Annotated in this window: 17 protein-coding genes; 3 read left to right on the top strand and 14 right to left on the bottom strand. The window is 47.6% G+C overall.

What is annotated here, in order from left to right; genetic code table 11:
• Positions 1-166 precede the first annotated feature (166 nt).
• From HWI92_RS05810 to HWI92_RS05795, 4 genes are all read right to left on the bottom strand, one after another.
• Positions 167-1,594 (bottom strand): DUF1501 domain-containing protein, encoded by a 1,428-nt coding sequence (locus HWI92_RS05810; RefSeq protein ID WP_204661529.1) that lies wholly within the window; start codon positions 1,592-1,594, stop codon positions 167-169.
• Positions 1,595-1,736: 142 nt separating this feature from the next.
• A complete protein-coding gene (locus HWI92_RS05805; RefSeq protein WP_204664302.1) occupies positions 1,737-4,043 on the bottom strand; it encodes a DUF1549 domain-containing protein in 2,307 nt (768 codons plus the stop codon).
• A gap of 393 nt (positions 4,044-4,436) precedes the next feature.
• Complete coding sequence (locus HWI92_RS05800; RefSeq protein ID WP_204661527.1) at positions 4,437-5,945, bottom strand: RagB/SusD family nutrient uptake outer membrane protein; 1,509 nt, start codon at positions 5,943-5,945, stop codon at positions 4,437-4,439.
• An 11-nt stretch (positions 5,946-5,956) separates the two neighbouring features.
• Positions 5,957-9,181 (bottom strand): SusC/RagA family TonB-linked outer membrane protein, encoded by a 3,225-nt coding sequence (locus HWI92_RS05795; protein WP_204661525.1) that lies wholly within the window; start codon positions 9,179-9,181, stop codon positions 5,957-5,959.
• A 441-nt stretch (positions 9,182-9,622) separates the two neighbouring features.
• Here HWI92_RS05795 and HWI92_RS05790 point away from each other — a divergent pair, with 441 nt between their 5' ends.
• Positions 9,623-11,524, top strand: coding sequence for a T9SS type B sorting domain-containing protein (locus tag HWI92_RS05790; protein ID WP_204661523.1), 1,902 nt, complete (start codon positions 9,623-9,625; stop codon positions 11,522-11,524).
• A 63-nt stretch (positions 11,525-11,587) separates the two neighbouring features.
• Here the strand turns inward: HWI92_RS05790 and HWI92_RS05785 are convergent, their stop codons facing one another.
• Both HWI92_RS05785 and HWI92_RS05780 read right to left on the bottom strand, forming a co-directional pair.
• Positions 11,588-12,007 carry a helix-turn-helix transcriptional regulator gene (locus HWI92_RS05785; protein ID WP_204661521.1) on the bottom strand — a complete coding sequence of 140 codons (420 nt, stop codon included), beginning with the start codon at positions 12,005-12,007 and terminating at the stop codon, positions 11,588-11,590.
• A gap of 201 nt (positions 12,008-12,208) precedes the next feature.
• Positions 12,209-13,024: a 2,3,4,5-tetrahydropyridine-2,6-dicarboxylate N-succinyltransferase gene (locus HWI92_RS05780; RefSeq protein WP_204661519.1), complete on the bottom strand. Its 816-nt coding sequence runs from the start codon at positions 13,022-13,024 to the stop codon at positions 12,209-12,211.
• 402 nt (positions 13,025-13,426) lie between these two features.
• Here HWI92_RS05780 and gap point away from each other — a divergent pair, with 402 nt between their 5' ends.
• Positions 13,427-14,440 (top strand): type I glyceraldehyde-3-phosphate dehydrogenase, encoded by a 1,014-nt coding sequence (gene gap / locus HWI92_RS05775; protein WP_204661517.1) that lies wholly within the window; start codon positions 13,427-13,429, stop codon positions 14,438-14,440.
• A 51-nt stretch (positions 14,441-14,491) separates the two neighbouring features.
• On the opposite strand, the gene trmB is transcribed toward gap, so the two are convergent.
• From trmB to HWI92_RS05740, 7 genes are all read right to left on the bottom strand, one after another.
• Complete coding sequence (trmB, locus tag HWI92_RS05770) at positions 14,492-15,148, bottom strand: tRNA (guanosine(46)-N7)-methyltransferase TrmB (RefSeq protein WP_204661515.1); 657 nt, start codon at positions 15,146-15,148, stop codon at positions 14,492-14,494.
• 9 nt (positions 15,149-15,157) lie between these two features.
• Positions 15,158-16,456, bottom strand: coding sequence for a bifunctional folylpolyglutamate synthase/dihydrofolate synthase (locus HWI92_RS05765; protein ID WP_204661513.1), 1,299 nt, complete (start codon positions 16,454-16,456; stop codon positions 15,158-15,160).
• A gap of 6 nt (positions 16,457-16,462) precedes the next feature.
• Positions 16,463-17,389, bottom strand: coding sequence for a hypothetical protein (locus HWI92_RS05760; RefSeq protein WP_204661511.1), 927 nt, complete (start codon positions 17,387-17,389; stop codon positions 16,463-16,465).
• Between the two features lie 91 nt (positions 17,390-17,480).
• A complete protein-coding gene (locus HWI92_RS05755; protein ID WP_204661510.1) occupies positions 17,481-18,545 on the bottom strand; it encodes an HU domain-containing protein in 1,065 nt (354 codons plus the stop codon).
• 30 nt (positions 18,546-18,575) lie between these two features.
• Positions 18,576-20,246: a TonB-dependent receptor gene (locus HWI92_RS05750; RefSeq protein WP_204661508.1), complete on the bottom strand. Its 1,671-nt coding sequence runs from the start codon at positions 20,244-20,246 to the stop codon at positions 18,576-18,578.
• A 30-nt stretch (positions 20,247-20,276) separates the two neighbouring features.
• Positions 20,277-23,285 (bottom strand): tetratricopeptide repeat protein, encoded by a 3,009-nt coding sequence (locus HWI92_RS05745; protein WP_204661505.1) that lies wholly within the window; start codon positions 23,283-23,285, stop codon positions 20,277-20,279.
• A gap of 154 nt (positions 23,286-23,439) precedes the next feature.
• A complete protein-coding gene (locus tag HWI92_RS05740) occupies positions 23,440-23,691 on the bottom strand; it encodes a hypothetical protein (protein ID WP_204661503.1) in 252 nt (83 codons plus the stop codon).
• A 48-nt stretch (positions 23,692-23,739) separates the two neighbouring features.
• Between HWI92_RS05740 and HWI92_RS05735 the strand changes: the two genes are divergently transcribed.
• The gene (locus tag HWI92_RS05735) at positions 23,740-24,744 is read left to right on the top strand and encodes a tetratricopeptide repeat protein (RefSeq protein ID WP_229248955.1); all 1,005 of its coding nucleotides are present in this window, start codon (positions 23,740-23,742) and stop codon (positions 24,742-24,744) included.
• Here HWI92_RS05735 and menD read toward each other — a convergent pair.
• The gene (gene menD / locus HWI92_RS05730; RefSeq protein WP_204661499.1) at positions 24,741-26,459 is read right to left on the bottom strand and encodes a 2-succinyl-5-enolpyruvyl-6-hydroxy-3-cyclohexene-1-carboxylic-acid synthase; all 1,719 of its coding nucleotides are present in this window, start codon (positions 26,457-26,459) and stop codon (positions 24,741-24,743) included. The two genes, HWI92_RS05735 and menD, sit on opposite strands and share 4 nt — an antisense overlap.
• Positions 26,460-26,501: the final 42 nt, after the last annotated feature.

Here is a 26,501-nt window from a genome sequence, read left to right as displayed (position 1 = left end):
ATATAATGATATTTATGCAATAGTAGGACGATTGCCTATGCAGACTATCCTGCTCTGTCTGGTTTTAAGGAATATTTAATTCCTCAGAGTTTATAGGATATAATCAACAAAAAAACCGCCCGTACGCATTGTACTGGCGGTTTTAGTCCTCGTGTAAAGTGGCGGCTCAGGTAAGCAGCTCCATAACAGGTTTGCCTTTTCCGTCGGGGGTTGTGTAAAAAGGACGCTTTTCAATTTCGTACTGCGTATCGGGCGTAATTCCGAGCGCGTGATAGATCGTCTGGTGTATGCCATCGATCTTGACGGGGTTCTCAATGGTTTTGCACGGGCGCTCGTCGGCGGTCTTTCCGTACACAAATCCTCTTTTGATGCCCCCACCAAACATGAGCATGGAACAGCCGTCGGTAAAGTGGCGGTGCATGCCGTAAAACTTCGCATCCGACAGAATATCAGGCTGTGCGACCTGCTCCAGTACCTTGGCATCGGGCCTGCCTTCCACCATCATATCGCGGCTGAACTCACTGGCAAGTACGATCATCGTACGATCCAGCAAACCTTTTTCATCAAGATCCTTGATCAGCTGGGAAACAGGTCCGTCGATCTGCTTCTTCATATCTGCAAGACGCGTATGTCCGTTCTCATGCGTATCCCAGCCCATAAATGGCTCGTACTCCGTAGTGACGCTGATAAAGCGCGCACCCTGCTCGGTGAGCCTGCGTGCCAGCAGACAGCCCAGTCCAAAGCGGCCGGTGTTGTAAATGTTGTAGCTTTCCTTTGGTTCAGTGCTGAGGTCAAATGCCTTTGACTCCGGAGAATTGAGTAATGCATAAGCCTGCTCCATAGACCTTTTAAGTGATTCGCGCTGGTAATCGCTGCCGAACTCGCCCACCGGACTGTTGTTGATGAGCTCATTATAAAGCTGGTTCCTTCTTTCAAACCGCTTGGCATCCATACCTACCGGCGGACGGACACTGTCGAGTCCCTGGCTGGGGTCAGGAATAAAGAACGGACCGAATTCATTGCCCAGGAAACCCGCGGTATGAAATGCTTTCAGCTCTTCGGCTTCGCCTACGGTAAAGCGCTGGCCAATGTCTACAAAAGCCGGGATCACGGGATTTTTCGGACCGAGTTCCTTGGCAATCCACGAACCCAGATGGGGCGCAGCCACGGTTTGGGGCGGCTCGTAGCAGGTGTGCCAATGGTACTGATGCCGGGAATGAAGGATGTGGCCCATGTCAGCAGCCACGTATGATCGTATCAGTGTGCCTTTGTCCATAACCGATCCGATGCCCTGCAAACCCTCTGAAAAGTGGATGCCGTCCAGCACGGTCGGCATGGATTTGAAGGTACTGAGTACCCGGTTTCCCTCCATGTCCCTTTCGAAAGGCGTGTATTTTTTCGGGTCGAAAGTTTCGGTATGAGCCATGCCGCCGGCCATCCAGAGCAGGATGACGGTATCAGCCGAACCATTGCTGCCGGGCTTTCCCTTGCATGACGAAAGCAGTCCCGACATGGGAGCTCCCGCTGCAAGTGCCGCCAGTGTTGCAGCGGTGCTACGTTGCAGGAATTCCCTTCTGTTCCATTTCGTATTCATTTCAAAAAAGATTATCTGTTTATTGATCAGAATGATAGCTCTTAACACATATTCTACATAATATACTTTTCGTATTATTGAACATACATAGCATACATTATGGGTGATAAATATCTTCTATATTCAACATATACTGAAATACCTAGTAGATCAACTGAAACTCCGGCACCAGCGCAATGGCCCAAACCAGGTCTTGGATGCTTTCTTCACTTGGCTTTGGACCCAGAATTCGTTTAGCTGCGGCAATCTCATTGGGTACCGGTTTTCGGCTGAGTGCTTTCCGGTAGAGCTCGGTTACCAGCAGGTCTGTCGTCGGGTACTTCACTTTCCATACTTTGGACCCTGCCTTCAAGGTCTCCGTAAATTTGTCCCCGTTCGTAAGTTCAAGCGCCTGCAGCAGATTGGCCTGCGAAGTACGACTGGTACTTACCGTTTCGCGATTGGGCCGGCCGAGTGAAGTTAAAAACGGATCGTTCTTCACCACCGAAGCGCGCGCAAAAGGCAGCTTTGTTTTGATGTCCGCAGGAAGGGACTTGTACATTACTGCCGAGTCGGCATACATGGGCGTGAATGCGGTACTGATCGCATCCGAGAACTGCTCGGCCGATAATCTGCGGCGAACCATACCGGTAAACCTGTAATTCTGAGCTACAATATCCTGCGCTTCTTTTACAGAAGATGAAGGCAGCTGGTACGTTTTGGAGGTAACGATGTTGTAGATCAGCTTTTTCATATCATAGCCTGTCGCCGCAAAGTCAGAGGCCAGGAAGTCGAGCAGGTCTTCGCTCCAGGGTACATTATCCATCACGTCAACCGGCTCCACAATTCCCCGGCCCATCAGCTGTGCCCAGATCCGGTTGGCGGCAGTGCGGTAGAGCCTGCCATCTTTGGGCTGTACCAGCAGGTCTGCCAGCTGGCGCAAGCGTTTTTCGGTACTTGCATTTACACTGATTTCGCCCAGCTCGGGAAAGAGCATGCGGGTACCGGCGATTTTTCCTGTCGGTTTATCACAATGGTTAATTTCCAGTAAGGTGTCTGCAAAGATGTTGGCAAATGCATAGGCATCGGCCAGTTTCCAGTCGCTGACAAAGCTGTCGTGGCAGGATGCACATTTGAGATTAAGGCCGAGCAGTACCTGTGATACATTTTGTGCCGCCTGCATCTCGGTGCGCTGACTTGAGTTAATAGTACCGCGCCATTTGATACCTTTTATAAAACCTTCGGAATCCTTGGTTGGACTGATCAGCTCGCGCACGAAGAAGTTGTAGGGCTTATTCACTTCCAGGGAAGTGTACAGCCATTTGGTAATGTCGAACCTGCCGCCCGTAATGTAGCCTGTGCCGGTATAATCATTGCGAAGCGCATCATTCCAGAAAGAAAGCCAGTGCTGGGCATAGTCGCTGTTCCGGTTAAGGAGCTCTTTGGCCAGTAGCTCACGTTTGTCGGGCCGACTGTCTGCGAGGAAGGTGTCAACCTGTTCGGGCGATGGCAGCAATCCCACAATGTCGAGGTATACGCGCCGGATGTACGTACGATCGTCAACGACCGGCTTCCAGCTGATCTTGTTTTTTACAAAATACGCATTAACAAACCGGTCGATGGGTTTGTCAATGCCGCCCGAAGCAGCCGGGATCTCGGGGGTTCTCGGTTCAAGGGATGCTACGCGGTAAATGCTTTTCAGCTTGCCGTCTGGCCAGGGAGCCCCCTTCTCGATCCAGAATTTAAGCACCTTCACTTCCCGCTCGGTCAGCCGTTTTCCCTTGGTTGGCATGGCCTCCTTGTCATTCCGTGGCAATGTGATGCGGCGGATCATCTCACTTTTGTCGGGATGTTCGGGTACGACTACGGCGCCATGCTCACCGCCCTGCATCACAGCTTCCTTGCTGTCGAGGCGGAGATCGCCTTTGATTTTGGTTTCGCTATGGCAGCTGTAACAGTTATGTGCAAGGATGGTCCTTACTTCCACATTGAGCTGCTGCACCTGATCGGGCGAGAGGGCTCCGTTGTTAGTCATGACGAAATCCGGCTCGTCCGTTCCTTCCGGTTCTACCATATGCTCGTCGGATGAGGATGAGGGAAGGACTTCGGAAATGTAGTTTTCACCGTGCGTGAGCAGCGCGCCGTAATGTCCCGCAAAGGATACCCCCAGTACGGTCAGTAGCAAAACCGACCGGTACATGATACGCTGTTTTAAGCGGATCGCCAGACAGGCAATTACGGACAGTGACATGGTAGCAATGCCTGCCCATTTATGGATTGCAAATGTATCTCCGGCCGACTCTTCCGAATTGGCCAGCAACAAGCCAAATACTACTGCCACTACGGCGCTGAGAGCACCTACTACCGTCAGGATATTGATTGCTTCCCGCAGGGTACCGGATTTTTTACGCCAATCGAGGATTTCAAGTAAAAGGGCAACGCAAAGCAGTCCAACCGGGAAGTGGACCATCAATGGGTGTAAGCGTCCCAGGAATTGCCAAAGCCAAAAAGTTTCGCCAGCCTGAAGTAGCACGATATGAAATGATTAAGGGTAGGAAATGCTGAAAAAAGATGATGCGGATGCTGCAAAAAAATCGCGAATACCGGAGGGCACTGTCCTGCTGTGTCTTGTTATTACAAGCTCAATGTGCCAGGAGTGCATTTAAATATTACCGGTAGATGTTCCGTCATGGGTGCAGATGCTGATTTTTGACGTTTGCAGAATGGAAAAATGCTAACAAGCTGTAAGTTAAGGAAAATCATTGTTGTAATAACGTTTTTGTCCATTATTTACTTGCTAACTTTCAAATTGCAGCTTTCCCGGGCAGCCCTGTGCTTCCGGGAAAGCTGCAATGGGCAAATACTAGTAGCCGGGATTTTGTGTCAGCTTCGCATTGATCAGAATCTGAGGCGCCGGTATGGGCAGGTAGTACTCATTTTCGGTAAATACATAATCGGTTGAATTGAATGGCACATTCCCACGGGCGATTGTTGGATTCGCGCGTTCCTTGGCTCCATGCGCATTCATGAATGCAGCCCATTGCGCCGGCGTCATTGTACGCCGCAGATCAAACCAGCGCTGGTTTTCAAAAGCTAGTTCAACACGCCGCTCTTTGAGGACGGCAGTTCGGAATGCGGTCTTGTCGAGACCGGCGAGTGGTTCCAGTCCTGCACGCTTGCGAACCTGGTTCAGATAATCTGCTGCTTCGCCGGTTGGGCCGGATACTTCATTGATACTTTCCGCGAGCATCAGCAATACATCCGCATAGCGGAGCACGGGCCAGTTGGTGTTGGTACGGTTGACGATCGTATGCGGGTAATTGTATTTGTTGACGTAGGTCACCGGGTACTTTACACCTTCCAGCGTGAAGCCGGTTTTCAGGGAAATATCCTTGCGGAGGTCACCTTTTTCGTACGCCGCTATGATATCATTGGTGGGTGCATTGCGTCCGCCGTTTGACCCGCTTGCATATCCGGTCACAGCACCTTTGGAAACCCTTGGTGCGAATACATATTCAAAACTGCTCCATTCTCCCAGGTCATTGTCGCCCTGGTACTGGATCTCAAACAAGGATTCGGGACCATTCTTTTTGGCGGGCGAAGGATCAAAATTATCCGCGTAATTCGCATTCAGTGAATACCCGAGCTTGGTTACCTCTTTCAGCGTCGTAATCGCGTCTTCATACTTCTTGTTGGTCAGATAGGTTTTGCCCAGCAGGCCCAATGCAGCTCCCTTAGTTACCCTTCCTTTATCAGCAGCACTGGGGTATACGGCCGGCAGCAACGTGACAGCCTCTTTGAGGTCACTTTCTACCAGCGCCCATACTTCCGCCTGCGGGGAGCGAATGAGGTCAAATGCCGGATCAGGAGTTGCAAGCGTATTGGTTACGATCACCACGTCACCGAAATATTGAACGAGATTGAAATACAGATACGCACGGATGAATTTCAGCTGGCCTTTGATCTTGCCGCGTGCATCATCAGACAGGGTTGCGCCTTCCATTTTTTCGAGGGTCAGGTTGAGATTGTAGAGCGCAGCATAGTAGTTATTCCAAACTGTCGCAATCTCCCCATTCCCTGCATTGACCGTTGAAAATTCGAATGCTTCCCAACCTCCCGCACCACCCCGGTCCGACGGGTTCAGGTCTACAGTTGTATTATCGGTCTGAAACTCGCCGAACAGGTAAGCAGTGTTGGTGATAGTCTGCAATGTGCCGTAAACACCGTTTAATGCCTGGTTTACCTGCGCTTCATCCTTATAAAAGACATCCACACCAACCTTGGTAGGATCTGTTTGATTCAGAAAGTTCTCATTGCAGGATGTAGCCAGCAGGCTAAGCAGGAACATCCCGGATATCGTAATTTTTTTCATTGTTGGTCCTGTTAAAAATTGACTTTAATACCCGCAGAGAAGGTTCTGGGCACAGGGTACGACTCGTCGTCGTTGTTGAGCTCGGTACCGCCGCGCACCCCTGCATCCGGATTGTTACCAGGATATTTGGTGATAATCCAAAGGTTAGCCGCATTTACAAACACGCGTGCATCCGACAAAATGCCTTTCATCTGCGGAAGCGTATAGCCGATGGTCACGTTTTTGATCCAGGTGTGGGTTCCGTCGTAAACATAACGGTCGCTGCTTTCGCGTGACCACTTGAAGTAGTCTGTTCCACCCTGCGAATGCTTGTCGTTCGGATTGGAGCCGGGATCCTGGGGTGAGCGCCAGCGGTCTTTGGCTTTTTCCAGTACATTGAACACACCGTCCATGTTCATGGTGGAAGCCTCAATGTTGCGGTACACATCAAACTTATAGGCACCGAGCAGCATAATGTTGAAGTCAAACCGCCGGAAGTCTCCACCCACATTCCATGCCCAGGTAAATTTGGGATTAGGGTTCCCGATCTCGGTCATGTCCTTGGTATCATAAGACACAATCCCATCCGGGCCACCATCTTCCGCCCCGTGCAAATCGGCAAATTTCATGGCGCCCGGCACGGCACCTTCCTGCAATGGTGCAGCATTGATTTCTGCCTGGGTGTTGAAAATACCGATTTTGCGATAGCCGAAGATCATTCCGATAGGTCGGCCTACCTGCTGGATGTTGTACCCGCCGTACTGGCTGCCCTGCAGCAGAAAATCGTTCTGGCCGCGGATCGCCAGGATTTTGTTACGGTTGATGGTAACATTCGCATTGGTACGCAGATTGAGCGGACCCACCTTAATGCGGTAGGTAGCCGCAATTTCAAGACCTTTGTTCTGCACTTTACCCAGGTTTTTCAGGGTAGAGGTAAATCCGGAGACAGCCGGGATGTTGTAGCCCAGCAGCATGTCGTTGGTGATTTTTTTATAATACTCAACTGTAAAAATCAGCCGGTTGTTGAAAGTGGAGAGGTCGAAACCAATGTCCAGCTGGTTCGACTTTTCCCAGCTCAGCTCCGTGTTCGCAAATCCGGTGACCGTTTTGCCGGATACGACGGTGTTGTTGAACACATAATTATTGAGTCCGAGGAAGGCCAGACTGGCGTAATTTCCATCGCTGCCCGCATTCTGACCTACGCCAAAGTTATTGTTGGCCGACACCTGGTAGCTGTTGTTACCAGTCATGCCCCAGCTGGCGCGCAGTTTCAGGTCGGTAAGCCAGGAAGCTTTCGGCACAAAACGTTCTTCCGAAATGCGCCAGCCCACGGAAGCTGCCGGAAAGTTGCCGAATTTGTTCCCTTCCGAAAACCGCGAGCTGCCTTCACGGCGCATAGAAGCCGAAACCAGGTACTTGTCTTTAAAAGCATAGTTGGCCCGTGCAATGTAGGCGATCATGGTCCATTTCCTTTCCATGCTGTTGGAAGACCGAATGGTACCATTACCCAGGTATGGGGCCAGGTCGTCAGGAAAAGTGTTGGCCGATCCGTACAATCCTTTTACTGTTTCCTGCTGTGCTGAGTATCCCAGCAAGGCATCGAAATGATGGTTTTCACCAAAATTGTGATCATAAGTCAGCAGCTGGTCCGCAGCATAGTTTTGCAGCTCTTCCGAATCGTCCCGTTCTGTCGCAAGGCGCGGGGGCGCTCCTGCACTGCCCGTGGCAATAGCCAGACCGATCGTAGAGGGTATGTATTCTTTATAGGTATTGTAGTTGATCTTGGCATTGAGCGACGACCGGAACCGCAAACCTTCCAGCAATCTGACTTCAACATAACCACTGGCAAGCACATCGGCGATGTTGCGGGTGCGGTTGATGTTTTTAAGCATGTAAAGCGGATTTGGAAAACCGAAGACATCGCCGACCCCATTATAATAAGGTATGAGTTCACCCTTTTCATCGTAGGGAGAATAGCGCGGGTCGCTGATGAGTGCAAGTCCTACAACCTGGCTGCGGCCGTCAGTATTGGCAACGCGGCTTTTGGAGTAGCTGCCAGCCAGGTTCAGGCCTACATTGATGTACTTGTTTACGTCACCATTGAGGTTGGTGCGCACCGACGACCGCTCATAGCCGGTATACTGAAGGGAACCATCCTCCTTATAGTAGCCGGCAGAGACTACAGACTTAATCGGACCTTTGCCCGACATCAGTGTGACGTTCACATCTTTGTACGGTGCATTGTTGTTCAGGATCAGGTCAAACCAGTTGGTGCTGTATTTGGTAGCAGCCGGGTCGCGGAAGTCCGCGGGAATTTCGTCAGGATTGGGCGGACGCAGGTTCGACAACTGGAACCGGCCTATAAACACCTCTTTTTTGAATTGTGCAAAGTCAGGACCATTCAGCACATGGGTTTTGCGGGAATCCGGAACGTTCTGTACGCCGTAATCGATGGATACATTGAGACTTGTTTTGCCTTCTTTCGCACTCTTGGTGGTAATCAGCACTACGCCGTTACTTCCCCGTGCCCCGTAAATGGCCGTCGCAGCTGCGTCTTTGAGCACCGAAATGGTTTCGATGTCATTGGGGTTTAAATTCTGACCTACCGAAATACCGACCGGAAATCCGTCGATCACATACAATGGATCACTTCCCGCACCAAGCGAACTGATGCCGCGTACCTTGACGTCAAACTGCTGGCCCGGTGTACCGCTTTTTTGTTTAATGATCACGCCCGGCGCCTGGCCCTGGATCATGCGGGTCACGTTGGACTTCGGCATTTCGCCAATGTCGTCCATGTTGATCACCGACACTGCCGACGTAATGTCCCGCTTGCGCTGGGTACCGTAACCTACAACTACCACTTCTTCAAGCGCTTTGTTGTCCACAGCCAGCTGAACATCAGCGGTGGTTTGATTTGCGGCGGCGGTAACTTCCTGTGTAAGGTACCCGACAAATGAAAATACCAGGATGTTGGTCGCATTATCGGGCAGGTTGAGGGAGTAGCTACCCTCCGGATCGGTGACAGTTCCGGTACTCGAACCTTTGAGGATGACGCTCACGCCCGGCAGGGCGGCGCCTTTTTCGTCTGTCACTTTTCCTTTCACGATCCGGTCAGCCGGATTTTGAAAGGGTTCTGTCAAGTAAGGAGGAAATTCAGTCCTGGCAAGTACCGGGCCGGGCACGAGTTGGGCCAGTATCAAACCGGCAGCTAGCCAGCCTGTGAAAGGCGGGCCGGGAAGTCGAAGTTTTTTCATAAGTAAGGGGTAGAATAGTTGAGGCTTTTTGCAATACCGGCTGCATACCAGCCTGTACGGGCAGCCGTAACCTGTGCAGGGATCCGGGACTTTGGTGTTTAGCGTCTGTTTGTAGCCATAGCGTCTTTTTAGGTGGTAAAAAGCGTTAAGAATGAGAAAGGTAAAGGTTGGTTCCGTGGAAGGTACCGGTAAAGGAAAGTCGTGGGGTATTGTTGTATTGCAATTATAATCCAATAAATGATTTGAATTGCAACATTTACAATAGTATGGGCTTTGGCAGGCGTGACTATCCTGTGCTGTCCGGTAATTGGGCAAGAATGTGTAAAAGCTATATTTATTTTAATTTAAGTATGACCTTTGCCCGGGTAAATGGTTAATTGCCACAAATTCCCTTGTTTGCCCGTAAGTTGATTTAATGTAAAACCAAGATGCAGTCCGCTGATGGTCAAAACTCTACTTTTCCCGCTATTCATACTTCTTTTTGCCGCTGGCCTCCGGATACCTGTGTCGGCAAATCATATTGTAGGCGGCGAGCTTAAAATGCGCCCGCTGAATGCATCCAACCTGTACGAAATCACGCTGGTGCAATTCTGGGATAGTAATAACCTGATCATTCCCGGTCCCAACGTGTCGGGCAACCGCGACGTCAATGCAGAGCTTTTTATTTTTCGTAAAAAAGACAATGTACTGATGGATCGCCTGACGGTCGAGTATGTTTCCACGACCGACATGCAGTATCAGAACAAAGCCTGTGCTACTTACCGGTCTCTTGAAACCTCCATTGGTACGTACCGGGGAAATTTTGCATTGAATGCGGGAAAGTATAATGATCCGGCGGGCTACTACATTGTCTGGGAAAGATGCTGCCGCAATGATGACATCAATAATATTGTTGCACCGGGAGAAAATGGGATGGTCTTTTACCTCGAATTTCCGCCGCTCACTACCCGGAACGCATCTCCCCGGTTTCTTTCTCCGAATGGTCAGTACATATGCAATAACCGTCCTTTTTCCATGAACATGTCGGCCACCGACGCGGACGGCGATGAACTCAGATACTCACTGGTTACGCCGATGCGCGGTCATACGGATCAGATCAACATTTATGGCGACGACACTCCCAAAAGCAGCTTTCCGCTGGTAAGCTGGTCGGCCGGCATTTCCGATGCCAATATGATTCCCGGATCGAGTCCGCTGGCAATCAGCAATTCAGGTATTCTTTCCGTCAATGCAAGCCACGTAGGACTTTATGTTTTTGCCATACAATGTGACGAGTACCGCGCCGGCAAAAAGATCGGGCAGGTACGGCGGGATTTCCAGCTGCTGGTGATTGACTGCAATGATGATCAGCCGGAGCCGCCGGTGATTATGATGGGATCTCAGCCTGTGCGGAATGTGGCATTTTGCCCGGAAAAAACGATTGAACTGGAAACTGCCGCGTCTGATAAATGGTCGTACCAGTGGCAGCTCAATGGGCAGAATATCCCGGGAGCCACCACCGCTACGATTGCTGTTCAGGACACCGGGTTGTATTCAGTTGTAAAAAGTTATACGGAAAAATGTTCGCGGGATACATCCTCTGAGAATGTTCATGTAAGCTATGCATCGGTCCCGGCGGAAATTACCATGAACCGTGATACGATCTGCGAGGGAGAAACCGTAACGCTCCTTGCAAACGGAGGCAATGTAGGAAAGCTGGCGCTCAGCTGGATTGCTGACGGTAAATCGCTTTCGGAGAAGTCTGCTGGCCTGGATGTAAGCTCGTCCGGTACTTTTATCCTGAACCTGAAAGATAATGATACAGGCTGCACCGGCAGCGACACGGCCAGGATTGTGCAGGAAAAATTACAGGTAAATCTTCCTCTTTCGCAAACAGTGATCCGGGGCTCGCAGATTGACATCGAGGCCAGAGTTGTACCGGCAGGTAATGCCTACGTTTATCATTGGACGCCTCCTGCGGGTGTGGTGACAGGGCAGGACGGGAAAGTAGTGACGGTCGCGCCGGATCAGGAGACTGTTTATACGGTGCAAGTTGCTTCTCCGGCGGGTTGCATTGCAGACACGTCGACCATCGTAAAGGTTATTGACAAAATGCATATACCGACTGCATTCACACCGGATGGGGATGGGGTGAACGATAAGTTTGAGATCTTTAATGGAGATGGTCAGATCCTGGATGTGCGGATCTACAATCGCTGGGGAGAGCTGGTGTACCAATCGCCCGGGTACAGCACACCCTGGGATGGGACATATAAAAGTAAACTGGTTGCCTCGGGCGCTTATCCGTACATTATTAAAACGCCGAGCGGCAATGTCAATGGTACAATTACGATCATCCGCTGATGAAGGATTCGTAATGTGAGATACATGGTGAGTTCTTCACCCAATTCTTATGCAATCTCCTGATCAGGACCTAAGCTCCTGGAAAGTACCGTCCGAATAAAACACGATAATTTTATCGACCATCTTTGGCTTTACATCTGCAACTTCATTCTCAGGTTGTTTTTGCAGCTCGCTGGCCCTGGAAACGGCAGGTTGCGCTGGCGAAACGGTTTGAACTTTTGCAGCTTCCCGGGATTCTTGTTTGCTGACGTTTTCACCAGTGCCGGGCGCTGTAAAAGAAAGTTCTTCTCCGTCAAGGATCCAGCTTACTCCAAGGTCGGGATATCGCTTGATGATCTTCTGCACAATTTCCAGGCTGGGCTTATTGCGGCCCGATAGAATATGCGACATGCTTGATCGCTGTATACCTACTTCATCTGCGAAGAGAGAAGGTGAAATTTCCTTGTAAGAAAGAATGAGTTTAATCTTATCACTTAGCTCCATGTTCAGGCACATTTACAATGTAAACTTAATAAACATTGGCGAAGTTTAACAAACTATTAGAAATTTAGAGTTGTAATTTAAATCTGTAAACACCCGCTACTTTACATAAATCAATTTAATGTTTACAAATATAAACCTAACGAAAGAGCACAAAAAAGCACAGCCATAAAGACTGTGCATAGGATTATGGAATCGGTAATGTTAAACTGCGACCTGGTTTTCTCTTAATGCATCATTCAATGATGTTTTCAGATCGGTACTTGCTTTACGCTTTCCAATGATCAGTGCGCATGGAACGTGATAAGTACCCGCCGCAAATTCTTTGGGCAAAGATCCGGGGATCACTACGGAATCCGCAGGCACAAAGCCTTTATATTCAATTGGTTCGCTTCCTGTAACATCAATGATCTTCGAACTGCCTGTGATGGTAACCCCAGCTCCGAGAACAGCACGTTTGCCAATGTGTGCACCTTCCACTACAATACAGCGTGAGCCAATGAATGCACCGTCCTCTATAATAACAGGTGAAGCCTGCACAGGTTCGAGTACCCCTCCTACTCCAACGCCCCCACTCAAATGTACGTTCTTTCCAATCTGTGCACAGCTGCCGACAGTTGCCCAGGTGTCCACCATTGTTCCTTCATCTATATAGGCACCAATGTTCACATACGAAGGCATCAGTACAACTCCTCTTGAAATGTATGCACCATACCGGGCCACTGCAGGCGGCACTACCCGAACACCTAATTCGTCGTAGCCGGTTTTTAGTTTCATTTTATCATGGTACTGAAAAATGCCAACTTCTGCTATTTGCATTTGCTGGATTGGGAAATAAAGGATGATTGCTTTTTTTAGCGCCTGGTTGACTTTCCAGCTTCCGTCTTCCTGAGGTTCGGCAACTCGCAGCCGTCCCTTATCTACTTCTTCAATGATGTTCTTGATAAACTCGATGTTGTCCTGTTCTTTCAGAAGTTCACGGTTATTCCAAAAAGACTCAATCGTTTGATCCAAATTCATGTTAAACAATATATTTAATAAAATACTTATAAAACGCTCTTATACAATAACATAACGAAAGTTGAAGAATATTATTAAGGGGTATTATTCTGTAACTATCTCCTACCCTACTTCTTCAAATAATGTAGCCTCGCTACTGTCAAATTTTACTTGCAATTTTATGGAGAGACAAACATAGGCAAAGATTACAGACAAACAAAATAACTTAGACACAGCTAACATACATCTAAAATAATCTAACTACTACTTATATTAGTAATTTAGCAAACATTTCCTGCTGCGAAATTGCTAATGTAGATAGTAATCTATTTGACTGAACTCACTTCCCATATTTTAGGTTTGTGTTTTAAAACAGCGGCGTTTTTTATTAATATTGCCGCTAATTAACCAATCAATACAGATATGTCTAACGTAAAAGTCGCAATTAACGGATTCGGTAGAATCGGACGCCTGGTATTCCGCCAGATCTATAATATGGAAGGTATCGATATCGTTGCCATCAACGATCTTACCAACCCTAAGGTGCTTTCCCATCTTCTTAAATATGATACGGCACAAGGCCGATTTGACGCAGACGTAAAAGCCGGTGAGAATTCAATTTCGGTAAACGGAGAAAATATTGTCATTTATGCACAACGTGACCCTTCTCAAATTCCCTGGGGATCGCACGATGTAGATGTGGTACTCGAATGTACCGGTTTTTTTACAAGCCAGGAATCAGCCAGTGCTCACTTGAAAGCCGGGGCTAAGAAAGTTGTTATCTCTGCACCAGCTACGGGCGACCTGAAAACAATCGTTTTCAACGTTAACCACAATGAGCTTGACGGTTCCGAAACAATTATCTCCGGTGCTTCATGTACTACTAACTGCCTTGCACCTATGGCACAGGTACTGGAAGAGAAATTCGGAATTGTAAACGGCCTGATGACAACCATCCACGCTTATACAAACGACCAGAATACGCAGGATGCACCGCACCCTAAAGGCGATTTGAGACGTGCAAGAGCTGCTGCTCAGAACATCGTTCCAAACAGCACCGGCGCGGCAAAAGCAATCGGACTTGTATTGCCTAGCCTGAAAGGTAAACTGGACGGATCGGCACAACGTGTACCAACACTGACCGGTTCATTAACTGAGCTTACTGCAATTCTTGGAAAAGAAACTTCCGTGGAGGAAATCAATGCGGCTATGAAAGCGGCTTCGAATGAAAGCTACGGATATACCGAAGACGAAATCGTAAGCAGCGACATCATCGGCATCAGCTACGGCTCACTCTTTGATGCTACGCAAACACGCGTTCAAAAAGTTGGAGATACACAGATTGTAAGAACTGTGGCTTGGTACGATAACGAAATGTCGTATGTGTCACAACTTGTTCGCACCGTGTACTATTTCGCCGGTTTGATCAACAAGTAATATCAAATGCTTCGAAAAAAGCCGCTGCTCAATGACGGGCAGCGGCTTTTTTCATATCACCTGTGCTTTAATATACTTAATGGAATGTCCTTTGGCAGTGAAGATGCGCTCATAATGGGTTTGCACACCGTGGTGGTCTTCCAGCAGATGCGACGCGTATAAGTCTGGCGTATGCTCCACAATTTGCAGCTGCTTAAAGGTATCTAGTGTTTCCAGCGTATAGTCGTACAAAAAACTGCTGTCTGTTTTTAAACAAAAAAGCCCGCCTTTTTTCAGGAATTGTGCGTACCTGGTAAGGAATGAAGGATTTGTAAGCCTTTTTTTCTCTTCTTTATCTCGCTGCTGGGGATCAGGATGAATCAGCCATATCTCGCTAAGCTCACCATCGCTAAAAAATTCATCCGAGTACTGGATACCCGCCCTCAAAAAAGCTACATTCGAAAGATTCAGATCTGAAGCCAGCTTACTCCCCCGGGCGATGCGGTCACCTTTGATGTCCATACCGATAAAGTTTCGGTTGGGGAACTTCGCACCAAGTCCCACGGTATATTCACCTTTTCCACAAGCCAGCTCTACAATTACCGGCGCTTCGTTTTTGAAGTACAGCCGGTTCCAGTTACCTTTTACTTCCTGATAAAGGGGTTTGCCCGCCTGGATAACATTATTGGCTTCTTCGCTGTACTTGTAATGGTCTAACTTTCTTCTCATTGATTGTAACTATAATTCTTCAATATCGGCCACCACAAAAGTACTGCCGCCGACATAAATGGCATCGTCTGTTGCTGCATCATCCAATGCGGCACTTAGGGCCAGGTTGACATTTGGGTACACAGTCCCTCTCAGGCCGCAATCTGCGGCGAGCTGCTGTAACGTCCGGACATCGAGTGCCCGCAGGTTAGAAGGTTGGCAAAAGTAATATGCAGCATCTTTTGGGAACAAAGGCAACACGGACCGCACATCCTTATCACCTACAAAACCAATGACAAAACGCCGGGTCCGGCAAGCAATGGTTGAAAATTGGTTCAGCGTGATGGCCAGACCAGCTTCGTTATGGGCAGTATCGCAGTACACGGCCGGATTTTCCTGTAATTTCTGCCACCTGCCTTTTAGCCCCGTCAATTTTGCGGTTTGTGAAAGTGCCTGCGCTATGGCTTCATTGGTTAAATTCCAGCCTTTTTCCCGTAATATCCTGATGGCCGATAATACTCCCTTGATATTTTTCAGCTGATAAGCACCTGTAAGATCCAGCCGGAGGTCGGGTAATGACTGTGTACCTTCCTGATCTGTGACCGACAGGTGCATCAAACCTTCCTTCAACCCCATGTTTTCAACCCTAAATTGATCGGATCCGAAGGCGATCGGCGCTTCATTACTCTCTGCAGTACTCTCAAAAACCTGGGTGATATCGTCTGTTTGGCGCTCACTTACAATCACAGGCGTGTTTTTCTTGATGATACCAGCTTTCTCCGTGGCAATCTTGGCCGGCGTATCGCCGAGAAATTGCATATGGTCCATGCTGATATTGGTAATGACCGACAGCATAGGCTCAATAATGTTCGTCGAATCCAGGCGGCCGCCCATACCCACCTCGATTACCGCTACATCTACCTCCTGCTCAGCGAAATACCGGAGAGCCATCGCTACCGTAACTTCAAAGAAAGAAGGGCTTAGCCTCTCAATATCAGCATTGATTCCCTTGATAAATGCTGTAATGAATTCCTTGCTTACGACCGTACCGTTGACCCTTATACGTTCCCGAAAATCTTTTAAATGAGGCGAAGTGTAAAGGCCGACCTTGTATCCCGCCTGCTGCAATACCGCCGCAAGCATATGAGAAGTGCTTCCTTTTCCATTGGTGCCACCAATGTGGATTGTGGGATATTTCTCCTGAGGATTGCCCAGCAAGCTGCACAATTCCCTGGTAGTCTGAAGGCCCGGCTTGAATGCCCGGGCCCCTATATGCTGAAAGACAGGTAATCTTTGATAAAGGTACTCGATCGTCTCCTGGTAGTTCATGAAATGCTAGCGCGACCGTATTTTAAACGTAATGGTTCCTACCGACTCGTCAGGAACATTGTCGGATTTGGGTATGAAAGTCAGGTCCCGTACGGCGCTTTTATATTTGTTGACCACCGCGTAATCGGTAACGGTTGTGCTTTGGGTAATAATGCTTCTTACACGGCCATTTTTGTCCACTGTAATCTTGAAAGTAATATCCCCGGTAGCATCGGAGTTATCATCCACCACGGGCTTTCTGGACCAGCTCCAACCCGACAGACTTAGTCCGACTGCAGTACCACCGCCGCCGCCTTCTCCTTTATAGGTTTTTGCAAACAAGCTGCCCGTTTTTGCTCCCTTATCTCCCACTCCTTCGGCGTCGTCACCATTGTTGTTACCTCCAACCCCGCTTCTTGTTCCATTGGTACCATTGCTGCCAGATTTACTGCCTGAAGACTTCGAAAACAAAGCATCCTTGTTCACCGCTTTTTCAGGTGCAGGCTTCGCAGCAGGTGCTGACGAGTTTTCGCTTCCTGTAGACTTTTTAACTTCCGTTTTCTCCGGCGCTTCCACCGGGCTTTCTGTCTTGGACGTAATGACCGGCTTTTCAGCTACCGTCCTGGTAGGCTTTGGGGACTCGATTTTAGGGGGAACAGGCGGTGTAGGCTTCGGAGTGGACACCGACTTTACCTTTTTAACCTCGTCGGCATCGGCACGCATGTTTTCGGCCACCTTGCTGTCATTGGGCTTGTTAAATGTTTGCACATCTCCTTTTCCAACTTTGCTCGTTCCATAGTTTACTTCGACAAAGAGCTCTAAGGGCTCAGTCTTCGGCATGGACGAGTTTAAACGGATAAAAAAGAAAATACCCAGCATTGCCACAGTGATTCCGAAGGACATAGCCCAGGAAATTGCTATCCGCTGACGATCTTCTGCCTGTAACTGCATCATATTTTAACTACTTTTTACCCGAAATCAACGTGAATTTATATAAAATCGTATAAACAAAAAAGGAAGCGTTGCTGCCTCCTTTGATGTTTTGCTATGGTCTTTTGTACACCCAGCCTACTTCACCGATGACCGATTTTAGTCCAGCGGCTGATTGATATGCTTCTTTTTCATTGTCAAATCCATTGACGGCCACCTTCACCTTCTTGCTGAATTGGTCCTGCGGGATAATGGTAGCAGTTGTAACACCTTTGGATTGAAGCTGTTCCAACAAGATACCTGCCTGCCGGGTTCCTTTGAAAGTTCCGGCTACAACAAGAAATTTCTTTGACTTGTAATCTATTTCAGTTGGCTGGGCAACTTTAACTTCAGGTTCGTTCTTTACTTCGGCAACACTATCCGCGCTGACTACCGGAGCGTCAACAGAAGCATCCGGAATAAGACTCAATGAATCAATGGAGACAGCCTCTTCCTCCACCTCCGTTTCCACAACTTCCGGTTCATCCTTCACAACCTCTTTTCTGGCAAACAGCTCCTTGAAAGGGTTCAATGTACTCTGGATTGTACCGGTAGGAGAATTAACCAGAAAATAGCTCAGGCCGATCATCAGGCCGGAAAGTACCGCGGCAGCAGCCCAGCTCGTCCAGCGAATGCTTCTTGGCGCTGCTTCTTCCGACTCTACTACTTCAATTACTTCCTGGATTTCGGATGCAGGCGTATGTACCACCGGCTCCGCACGCATGATTTCGGTAGCTTTGAACTTCTCGAAGCCATACCAATCATCCTTGAAGTGCTTTCCCAAATCAGGCTCAAAAACCGGTTTGCCTTCCACATTCCGGCTGAATACGCCAATACCGGGGATTACTGCTTGTCCCTCCCTTTCGAGTTCACTACGCAGCCGGTCCGAGTAATTCTTGACGCAATCGACAGCTTCCTGGTGGGTCAGATTTTGCTCCCGGGAAATACTGTTGGCCAACAACCCGTCGTCCAGCTTCAGGTATTCGTTGAATGCAAGTCTTTTTGCAGGCGGCGAGAATATTCCTGAGTGGGTATCAAAGGTTGCAGGAACCTGATGTGACAGCAATGCTCCGAAACCAGGAATGATGACGAATTCATATTCCCCCATTAGTCTGCGGATAACCAGTTCAACTGCGATCATGAAGCCAGATTTAGTGTCATTTGGGCGAAGTTAGAAAGAAAAAGATAATCCACCAATAAAGTTCAGGCCCTGCTGCGGGTAGTACATGTACCGCTGATATTCCTTTCCAAAAACGTTATTCATGGCCACAAAAGCTGAAAAGTTGCTGGTTAACAGGTAATCTATCTTGAAGTTCAGATCGGTGATCACCGGCAGTTTGACAGCTTCTCCGGTCTGGAAATTTTTAGCTTTTATACCTCTCAGCATATAAAAATCCGCCGTGACAAAGAGCTTTTTGCTGATGGTAAGTGCGTTAAACCAGTTTAACGTAAGATCAGGCCGCTGCCAGGGTTCTTCCAGGTTTGCGACAGCATAATCAAAAAAATTAGCCTTCAATGAAGTCTTAAACAGATCATTATAGTTGTATCCTGCCTGGGCAGAAATGGTCAGCACCTTCGTTTTTCCCGGATCGTACAACACCGAGAACTTGGAAGTGTCTGCGAGCGAGTTATTGAAATAGTAGAAGTTGCGGTAGCGGGCATAAGCTACTTTTCCCTCGTAGTTAAACCCTGAACCAATTTCACCTTTGACGCCTCCGCTGATCTCAGCAGTTTTCTCTGTATTTGCAATCAGTACATTCGGCCCAAGCCACTGGTTTTCAGCAAGCATACTCTTCAATGTATTCCGGACAATATCTCCGTTTATGCCTGCGAAAATATGCAAACCTGTAAATGGTGTCACATCCACATTCACTACCGGGAAAGCCTTGGTCTTGTTAATGTCTAGCTGATTGTCCGTCTCGTTGACCACATTCAGCCCGGCTGTTACTGTATACATCTGTTCTGCATACTTGAACGTGGGCTGTACCCTGAACAGGTTTCTGTTGTAAGTCAGCCTGTCTACGCGCTGGTTGACAAATGCATCTGCTTCCAGCATCGCGTAAAATGTTTTACTGATGGGTACAGACGCAGTCAACTTAGTTCCCCAGTCGATCTCAGATGCATTGTAACGGTCATTCAACGAGTTCAACGTTGTTTTGACTCCATAATCCACAGCGACACTTGGGTCGGTATTTTCAAATCCCAGTGAAATTCCAAACTGATTTACAGTTTGCCGGATGCTGTCCCGATTTACAATGTAAGCCTCGGGCTGCGGTTTGTACCCGTAGAAATAGTAGTTTTTACGGTCATATTCCAGTGCCCCGTCCACCTTATAGGTGTTACGGATATACTTCCCGCCAAGTTTGATGTTCGTCAATGCATTAGCAGAATTCTTGCCCTCGACAGGTCCGTTTGCTGCTGACAGGTGTTTGAGCTGCGCGGTAAATGCAAGATCTTCCGAGGGACGTCCCCCTACAAATGCTTCACCCAGAAAGCGGCCGTAGTTACCACCTCCAAGCTTAATGTAGTTGTTGAGCACTTCAGGCTGTTCCTGGCGCTGCTTTTCATCAGATGCAACCCCAACCGCCGGTGTGAGCTTGGGCGAAGCAATGTTGATCTGCGGATCAATGATCTGGTAGTTCACCTTCTTTTTGCCCGTTTCATTCTGTACAGGCTGCACTTTATCAAAAATGCGGGTAGCAGGGGCAAATTCAATGCTTTTTTCTTTTACGATCTCGTAAGTCTGGCTTTCGATTTCGCCGCGTTGGGCGTATACAAAGCCGGATGAGAAACCAAGCGTAAGCAGAAATATGGAAGAGCGGGTAATGCTTTTGTTCGTCATGAGTAATCGGATAATGCTTCGGAATACTGTTTACTTCTGGATCTGCACCAACTTTTGTTTCGCAAGTTCAACGGCCTCTTTATCGTCAGAGTTGTCGATAATGGAATTCAGCGTGGCTTTGGCCTGCGGCATGTCGTTCATACCCACATATACCTCAGCAAGCAGGATAAAGGACCTTACACGCCAGTAATCGTATCCTTCAAATGATTTTCCCATATCGATGATCGCTGCTTCCGCTTCTTTGTATTTTTTGTTTTTATACAAAATCGTTGCTGACCAGTAGGCTGCCTCGGCACCTACTTCATCCTTGGAGGTAGCTGCTATTTTTCTGAACTCTTCCGCTGCTTTGTTCAGATCGCCTTTTTCATAGGGAACCTTACCCAGGTAAAGCTGCGCCTTTCCAAATCCTTCCGGAACAATGTTGCCCGCATTGACCACCTCACGCGCATAATACAGCGTAGAGTCATAACTTTTAAGCGTGTAATAGGTATCCATCAACCCGATCCACGCCTGTGCCTGCTCTTTTTTACTTTCTGAATTCCTTAGCAACACTCTGAAGTTAGTCACAGCATTGTTGTAATTACCTCTTCCGATTTCAAGCTCAGCAGATCTTTGGGCAGCTGCTGCTACAAAACTTGACCGGTTGTCGCGGACCACTTTACCAAAACCCTGGATGGCCTCACTTACTTTTCCGAGCTTATCGTACGAGGAAGCGATAAAGTATTGCGCATCATACTGGTGCTTGCTGCTTGGGTATGATTGAACAAATTCCTGAAGCGAAGTCACGGCGTTCTCGTATTTCTGGGCATAGTAAAGGTTCCTCACGTTGTCGAACTCAACTTCCTCCAGTTTTTCGCTGCCCGGATTGTTTTTTCGTACCACACCAAGTACCTGGGTAAACTCCTCTGGCCGGCCCACGGCAGTGTAGCTCTCCTGAATACCTTCCAGCGCACTGCTGGCTGATGGTGAATCCGGATACTCGGTTAGTATTTTACGAAAATCGACGATTGCCTGCTCATATACCTGCAGGTTATAATATGATTGTGCACGGCGAAGCAGGGCCGCGGGAATCATCACGCTTTTGGGCGTTTCATTGATCATTCGCGTAAAGCCTTTTACAGCGGCCGAGTAACTCTGCTTTTGAAAGTCTATATCGGCAATTTGGAAATACGCATCGTCAATGTATCTGGAATTGGGATATTGGCTGATCAGTTGATTGAACTGCTTACGGGCTTCGTCTTCCCGACCCATGTAAACAAAAGCACGTGACTTCTGGAACAATGCGTAATCTTTATCAACCTTTCCTTTGGCAGCTACCTGCTCGTAAGTACGGATGGCTTCATCATAATTTTTAGCAGCCAGGTAACAGTCAGCTAAACGTGCATGGGCATCCTCTATCATTTGTGCATCCATGCCTTCGATGTTGGATGTGAATTCCTTGAAGTAGGTCAGCGCCTGTCCGTATTTTTTCTGATTGTAGTAAATGTACCCCAGTGCGTAAAGACTTTTCCGTGCATAAATTCCGGCCTTCGCATTTTTCGATATTTGTGAATACTGACCGGCTGCCTCATCAATCCGGTTCAATGCATATACTGACTCTGCTTTATAGAATGCGGCAGGGAAAGTCAGTTGCTCGTCGATGGGGTTTTTCAACGATTTATCAAACATCACAATTGCCGCATCATATCGCTGGGCATTGAAATCTAACACCCCCTGGTTGTACGTAAGTTTCTGGTAGGTTCCATTAATCTTTGCATTCCGGCGCGAAAGTCCTTCAATGTACTTTATAGCACCCGCATTATTGCTTGATCCGGCGTACCCTTCTGCAACCAGCTCAGTAGCTTCTTCTATGTGCTTGCTCTGTGGATACTGCGCCATAAAGTTGTTGAATTCTTTAATGGCATCATTATTGCTACCATTATCGAGCTGAACTTTTGCATGGTTATATGCAGCCTCTTCCTTCACAACATCGTTAAAGTCAAGCTTTGCGGCGTTATCAAAGGAGGTTAAAGCATAGCTTAAATTATTCGTCTTCAAATAACTGATTCCCAGCAGGTATGATGCATACTGCGAAACAGAATCTTTACCAGGACCAATGGGCTTTAACGTCACTATTGATCCCTCATAGTTGTTTATCCTGAACTGTGCATGTCCGTAATGAAGTGCCACCGTGGGAGGTATAGCACCTGACTTCATACGCTTATATCTTTCGTACGCTTGGACTGCGGCGGCGTAATCTCCTTTCTCATAATAAACCTCTGCCACGTACAAAGCAACATCGTCGAGCTTGGTATTACCACGCTGCTGTTTTAATATGCGTTCACCATAAGCGAGCAACTGATCATAATCTTTCAGTTGGTATAAGGATGAAATGATCCAGTTCGGAGCTTCATTCTTGTAATAAGGATGGTCCTCTATTCTTTTGAAGTCTTCATAAGCCTCCCGGAAATTATTTTTCTGGTAATTAATAACCCCTGCATAAAAAGATGCGTCACCTGCATTCTGAAATCCAGCTTCATTTTTAACCTGGTTAAACAAAGGCAGGGCTGCGTCAGGCTGCTGCGTATTGTAATATGACATGGCCAGCTGGTAAGTACTTTCCAGCTTTTTAGCCCCTCCCCCGGTTCCTACTGCTTTTTCCAGGTAGGTGATTGCCTTGTCATAGGCTCCTGCCTCATAATAATACCGGCCCAAATCGCCATAGATCTGCTGCGCTTTCGGATGTTCCGCATGGTTTTTAACAAATCGGTCTACCTGCACCTCTGCCTCAGGATAATTGAGGTAAAGTCCGGTTACTGCCACATAATATTCAGCTGTAACTTTATTATAATCAGCAGTATTAAGTAATTTATCCTGGGTATTCAGGTACTCACCAAATTCCTGCCTTGCAGCCACGAAATTCGACTTTTCATAATATTCCAGGCCATTGCGGAAATGAGCCTCGGGTTCTGTAATACTTAATGTATTCTGAGCCAGAACCGAAGATGCGCCTACACATAAAAGCATTCCGACCGCGGAGGCGCTTTGTTTAAGAACCATAGGTACTGAGTTGGTGTATTTTTTACTGAATTTTATTAATTAACTCTTTCCAGGAAGGACATTTTCCAAGGACAGTTTTCTTTCCAGATCATTTGCTATCTAACGAAAAGCAGGATTAAAGCGTATAATGCAACCTCTACGCACTATTTGCAAATCAAAACAGCACATGATTCCTTTGCAGTGAACCAAAGAAATCACCATGCATTTCATCAAATCGCTGCATTACTGCCCTGATAAATGCCTCGTCCATACATTTTTCAATTTCATCCGCACTCTCTACTTCGTAATCATCGATTTTGTATGTTTGCTCATACAATCCGGATTCGATCTTTATAATGTACTTATTGTTCCATTGGTACAATCCGATCTTTAATTGTTGGTGCGGGATATCTTTCAGGTATCTCATTAACAAGTATTTACAACATAAATGAACTACATACTAAAACCACTTTTAGTGCTACAATTTTTAGTGCTAATTACTTCCTGCGGTGATCAGGATAAGAAAGATGCTGCTGATTTCTTTCTTAAAGGTAATGTAGCCCTCGGGCAGAAAAACTATGCCGAAGCACTCCGCTTGTATGACGAAGCAATCGCCAAAAATGCGGATTTTTCCGACGCATACCTCAACAAAGGCATAAGTTTATCTAAATTAAACCGGCACCAGGAAGCTTATGACGTTTTAACAGAAGCATTGCGCATTGATCCTACGCTGGTACAGGCAAATCTCGCGCGGGCAGAAATCGCCCTCGATTTGGGTAAAAAGCAGGAAACGCGAGTGGATCTGGCGCAAATCGCCAAAGAATACAAGGACTCTGCACGGTACTACCTGGTAAGAGGCAATCTGGCAGTTGCTGATGGGAACGATACACAAGCAATTTCCGAATACGACCGGACCCTGCAGCTGGATAAGCGGAACGTTGAGGCTTACGTGAATCGGGGAGCGATATATTACAAGATGAACAATCTTAATTATGCTGAGACTGATTTCCGATCAGCATTGGTTTTAGATCGTGCACAACCCCAGGCACTCAACAATCTCGGACTGATTGCTTCCAAAAAAAAGGACTGGGATGAGGCAAATTCATTTTTTGATCAGGTACTTTCCAAAAACCCAGCTGATCCCGTCGCAATGAATAACAAAGGATATGTACTGCTGCAAACCGGACACCCGGCCGATGCCTTAGCGCTCATCCAGCGTTCGCTGGACATTCTGCCGGAGAATCCTTATGCCCTCCGGAACCTGGGCATGTACTACGATCAGAAAGGTCAGTCCGCAGAAGCTATTCAATCTTACCAAAAGGCCATCGATCTGGCAGAACCTGTGGAAATGCTTTACGGGCTCGCTGGTGACGCTTACCTGAGGGCAGGCAACAAGTCTCAGGCATGTACAATCTGGAAGCAAGGTGCGATATTGAAAGACAGTCTGGCCATTGAAATGCTGACAGCAAATTGCAACTAGCTTTCAGGGCGCACAAGCGCTTTCAACATTTTCCAAACCCTCTCGTTCTCCCGCGGGTCGGTGAAGATCTCCAGCAATGCAATCTGATCGTGCTCCATCAGCCAGCGTAGTTTGTCTTCCAGTTCATCGGGCAACCTGGCAGACTGGTAATCGATCCGGGCATCTTTACAGGTATTTTCTGCGGTAAATCTATGACGGGTCTCAAAGTAAGTTTCGAGTTCTAGGGTATCTTTCGGTCCATCGATCATCCGAAAGATATTACCGCCTGCATTGTTGACCACAATAATCCGGAGGTTTTGAGGAAGATCCTGAATCAGAAATCCATTCCTGTCATACAGGAAAGAAACATCACCAACCAGAAGTAAAGTTGGTCTCTCATTAACCAGTGCAGCACCAATGGCAGTACTCACACATCCATCAATACCGCTCGTTCCACGATTGCAGAATACGCCGGAGTACAATTTTGTATCTAATAATGCATTTACATACCGGATTGCCATACTGTTTCCAACATGTAGCTGGTAGTGAGATGAAGGTTGCTTATTTAAAACATCTAGTAATGTAAGATCACTTAACATTGTTAAATTATTAGCAAAGTTGTACTTGATCTTTCTTGTTTTATATTCTTCTTCATTCCAGCAAGCTTTGAATGATGTATCAATTTCAAGATCTGTGTTGGTGACAAACAGGTAATTATCCAATTTCTCGAATAAGGTAGTAAAAAAGTGCGCAGCCTGAACAGGTACTTGCATTGTTAATGTTTGGGTAGCATCTGTAAGAAATATGTCCTGACCAATGTGCCAGTGCTGGCGCGGCGGATTTCTGCGTATGTACTGTTTAAACTCTTTTGAAACAAAGGACTTCCCAAATGTAATCAGCAGATCGGGTCTCAGGTGAGTGGAAGTCTGAGCATGCAAAAACAGATCATGATGATGAATAAACGCATCACTGGTCAGGTTTGAAACAGCATCGGCAAGCACCGGTATATCCCATTCCTCCGAGATATGCGTCAATGCAGCTGCAAGTGGCTGATCAGGCAGATGCTGTGCACCTGCAATCAAAATGCGGGGTGATGATTCGAACTCATCCAGTAGTCTGTTCCATTCGTCACTCGATAGTTCTGTAGTTGCTTTCGACTTCGAAATAATACGCAAGTTTTCAGTTGACTGGAACACATCGTTCTCGTCAGGGTAAAATGGCTCACGCACCGGAATATTGATGTGGACCGGGCCCTGCGGAACCGAGCTGCTCAGCAATATGGCTTCATTGGCAATCCTGTTGACAGCCCAGGCAGTATCGCGGTGGTCATAGTCCGGCAAAAACTCAAAGGAACGCTTTACATGCTTCCCAAATATTTCATGCTGATAAATTGTTTGTCCATCATACTGGTGAATCCATTCCTTAGGACGATCCGCCGACAGTACCAGTAGAGGTATTTGCTGGAAAAAAGCTTCGGAAACTGCCGGTGCAAAATTGTACACGGCGCTACCGGATGTACATATCAGAACGGTTGGAATGCCCGTCTGCTGGGCCATGCCGAGCGCGATAAAACCAGCGGATCGTTCGTCTATGCATACCTGCATCCGGAACTTGCCGAACCTTGCAAAAGAAAGCGTTATAGCGGCACTTCTAGAACCTGGTGATACTACTACATGCCTGATCCCATGTTTGTAGCAGATCGCGGCCAGATCTACCAGGGGTTGAATAACAGCCATTGCATTTAAACGAAAATAGCCTCATAAAGAGGCTATTTAGTA

This window comes from Dyadobacter sandarakinus, from assembly GCF_016894445.1.
Lineage (GTDB): Bacteria > Bacteroidota > Bacteroidia > Cytophagales > Spirosomataceae > Dyadobacter > Dyadobacter sandarakinus.
The sequence above is the reverse complement of the archived record's forward strand: the minus strand, read 5'-3'. Positions and strand labels throughout refer to the sequence as shown.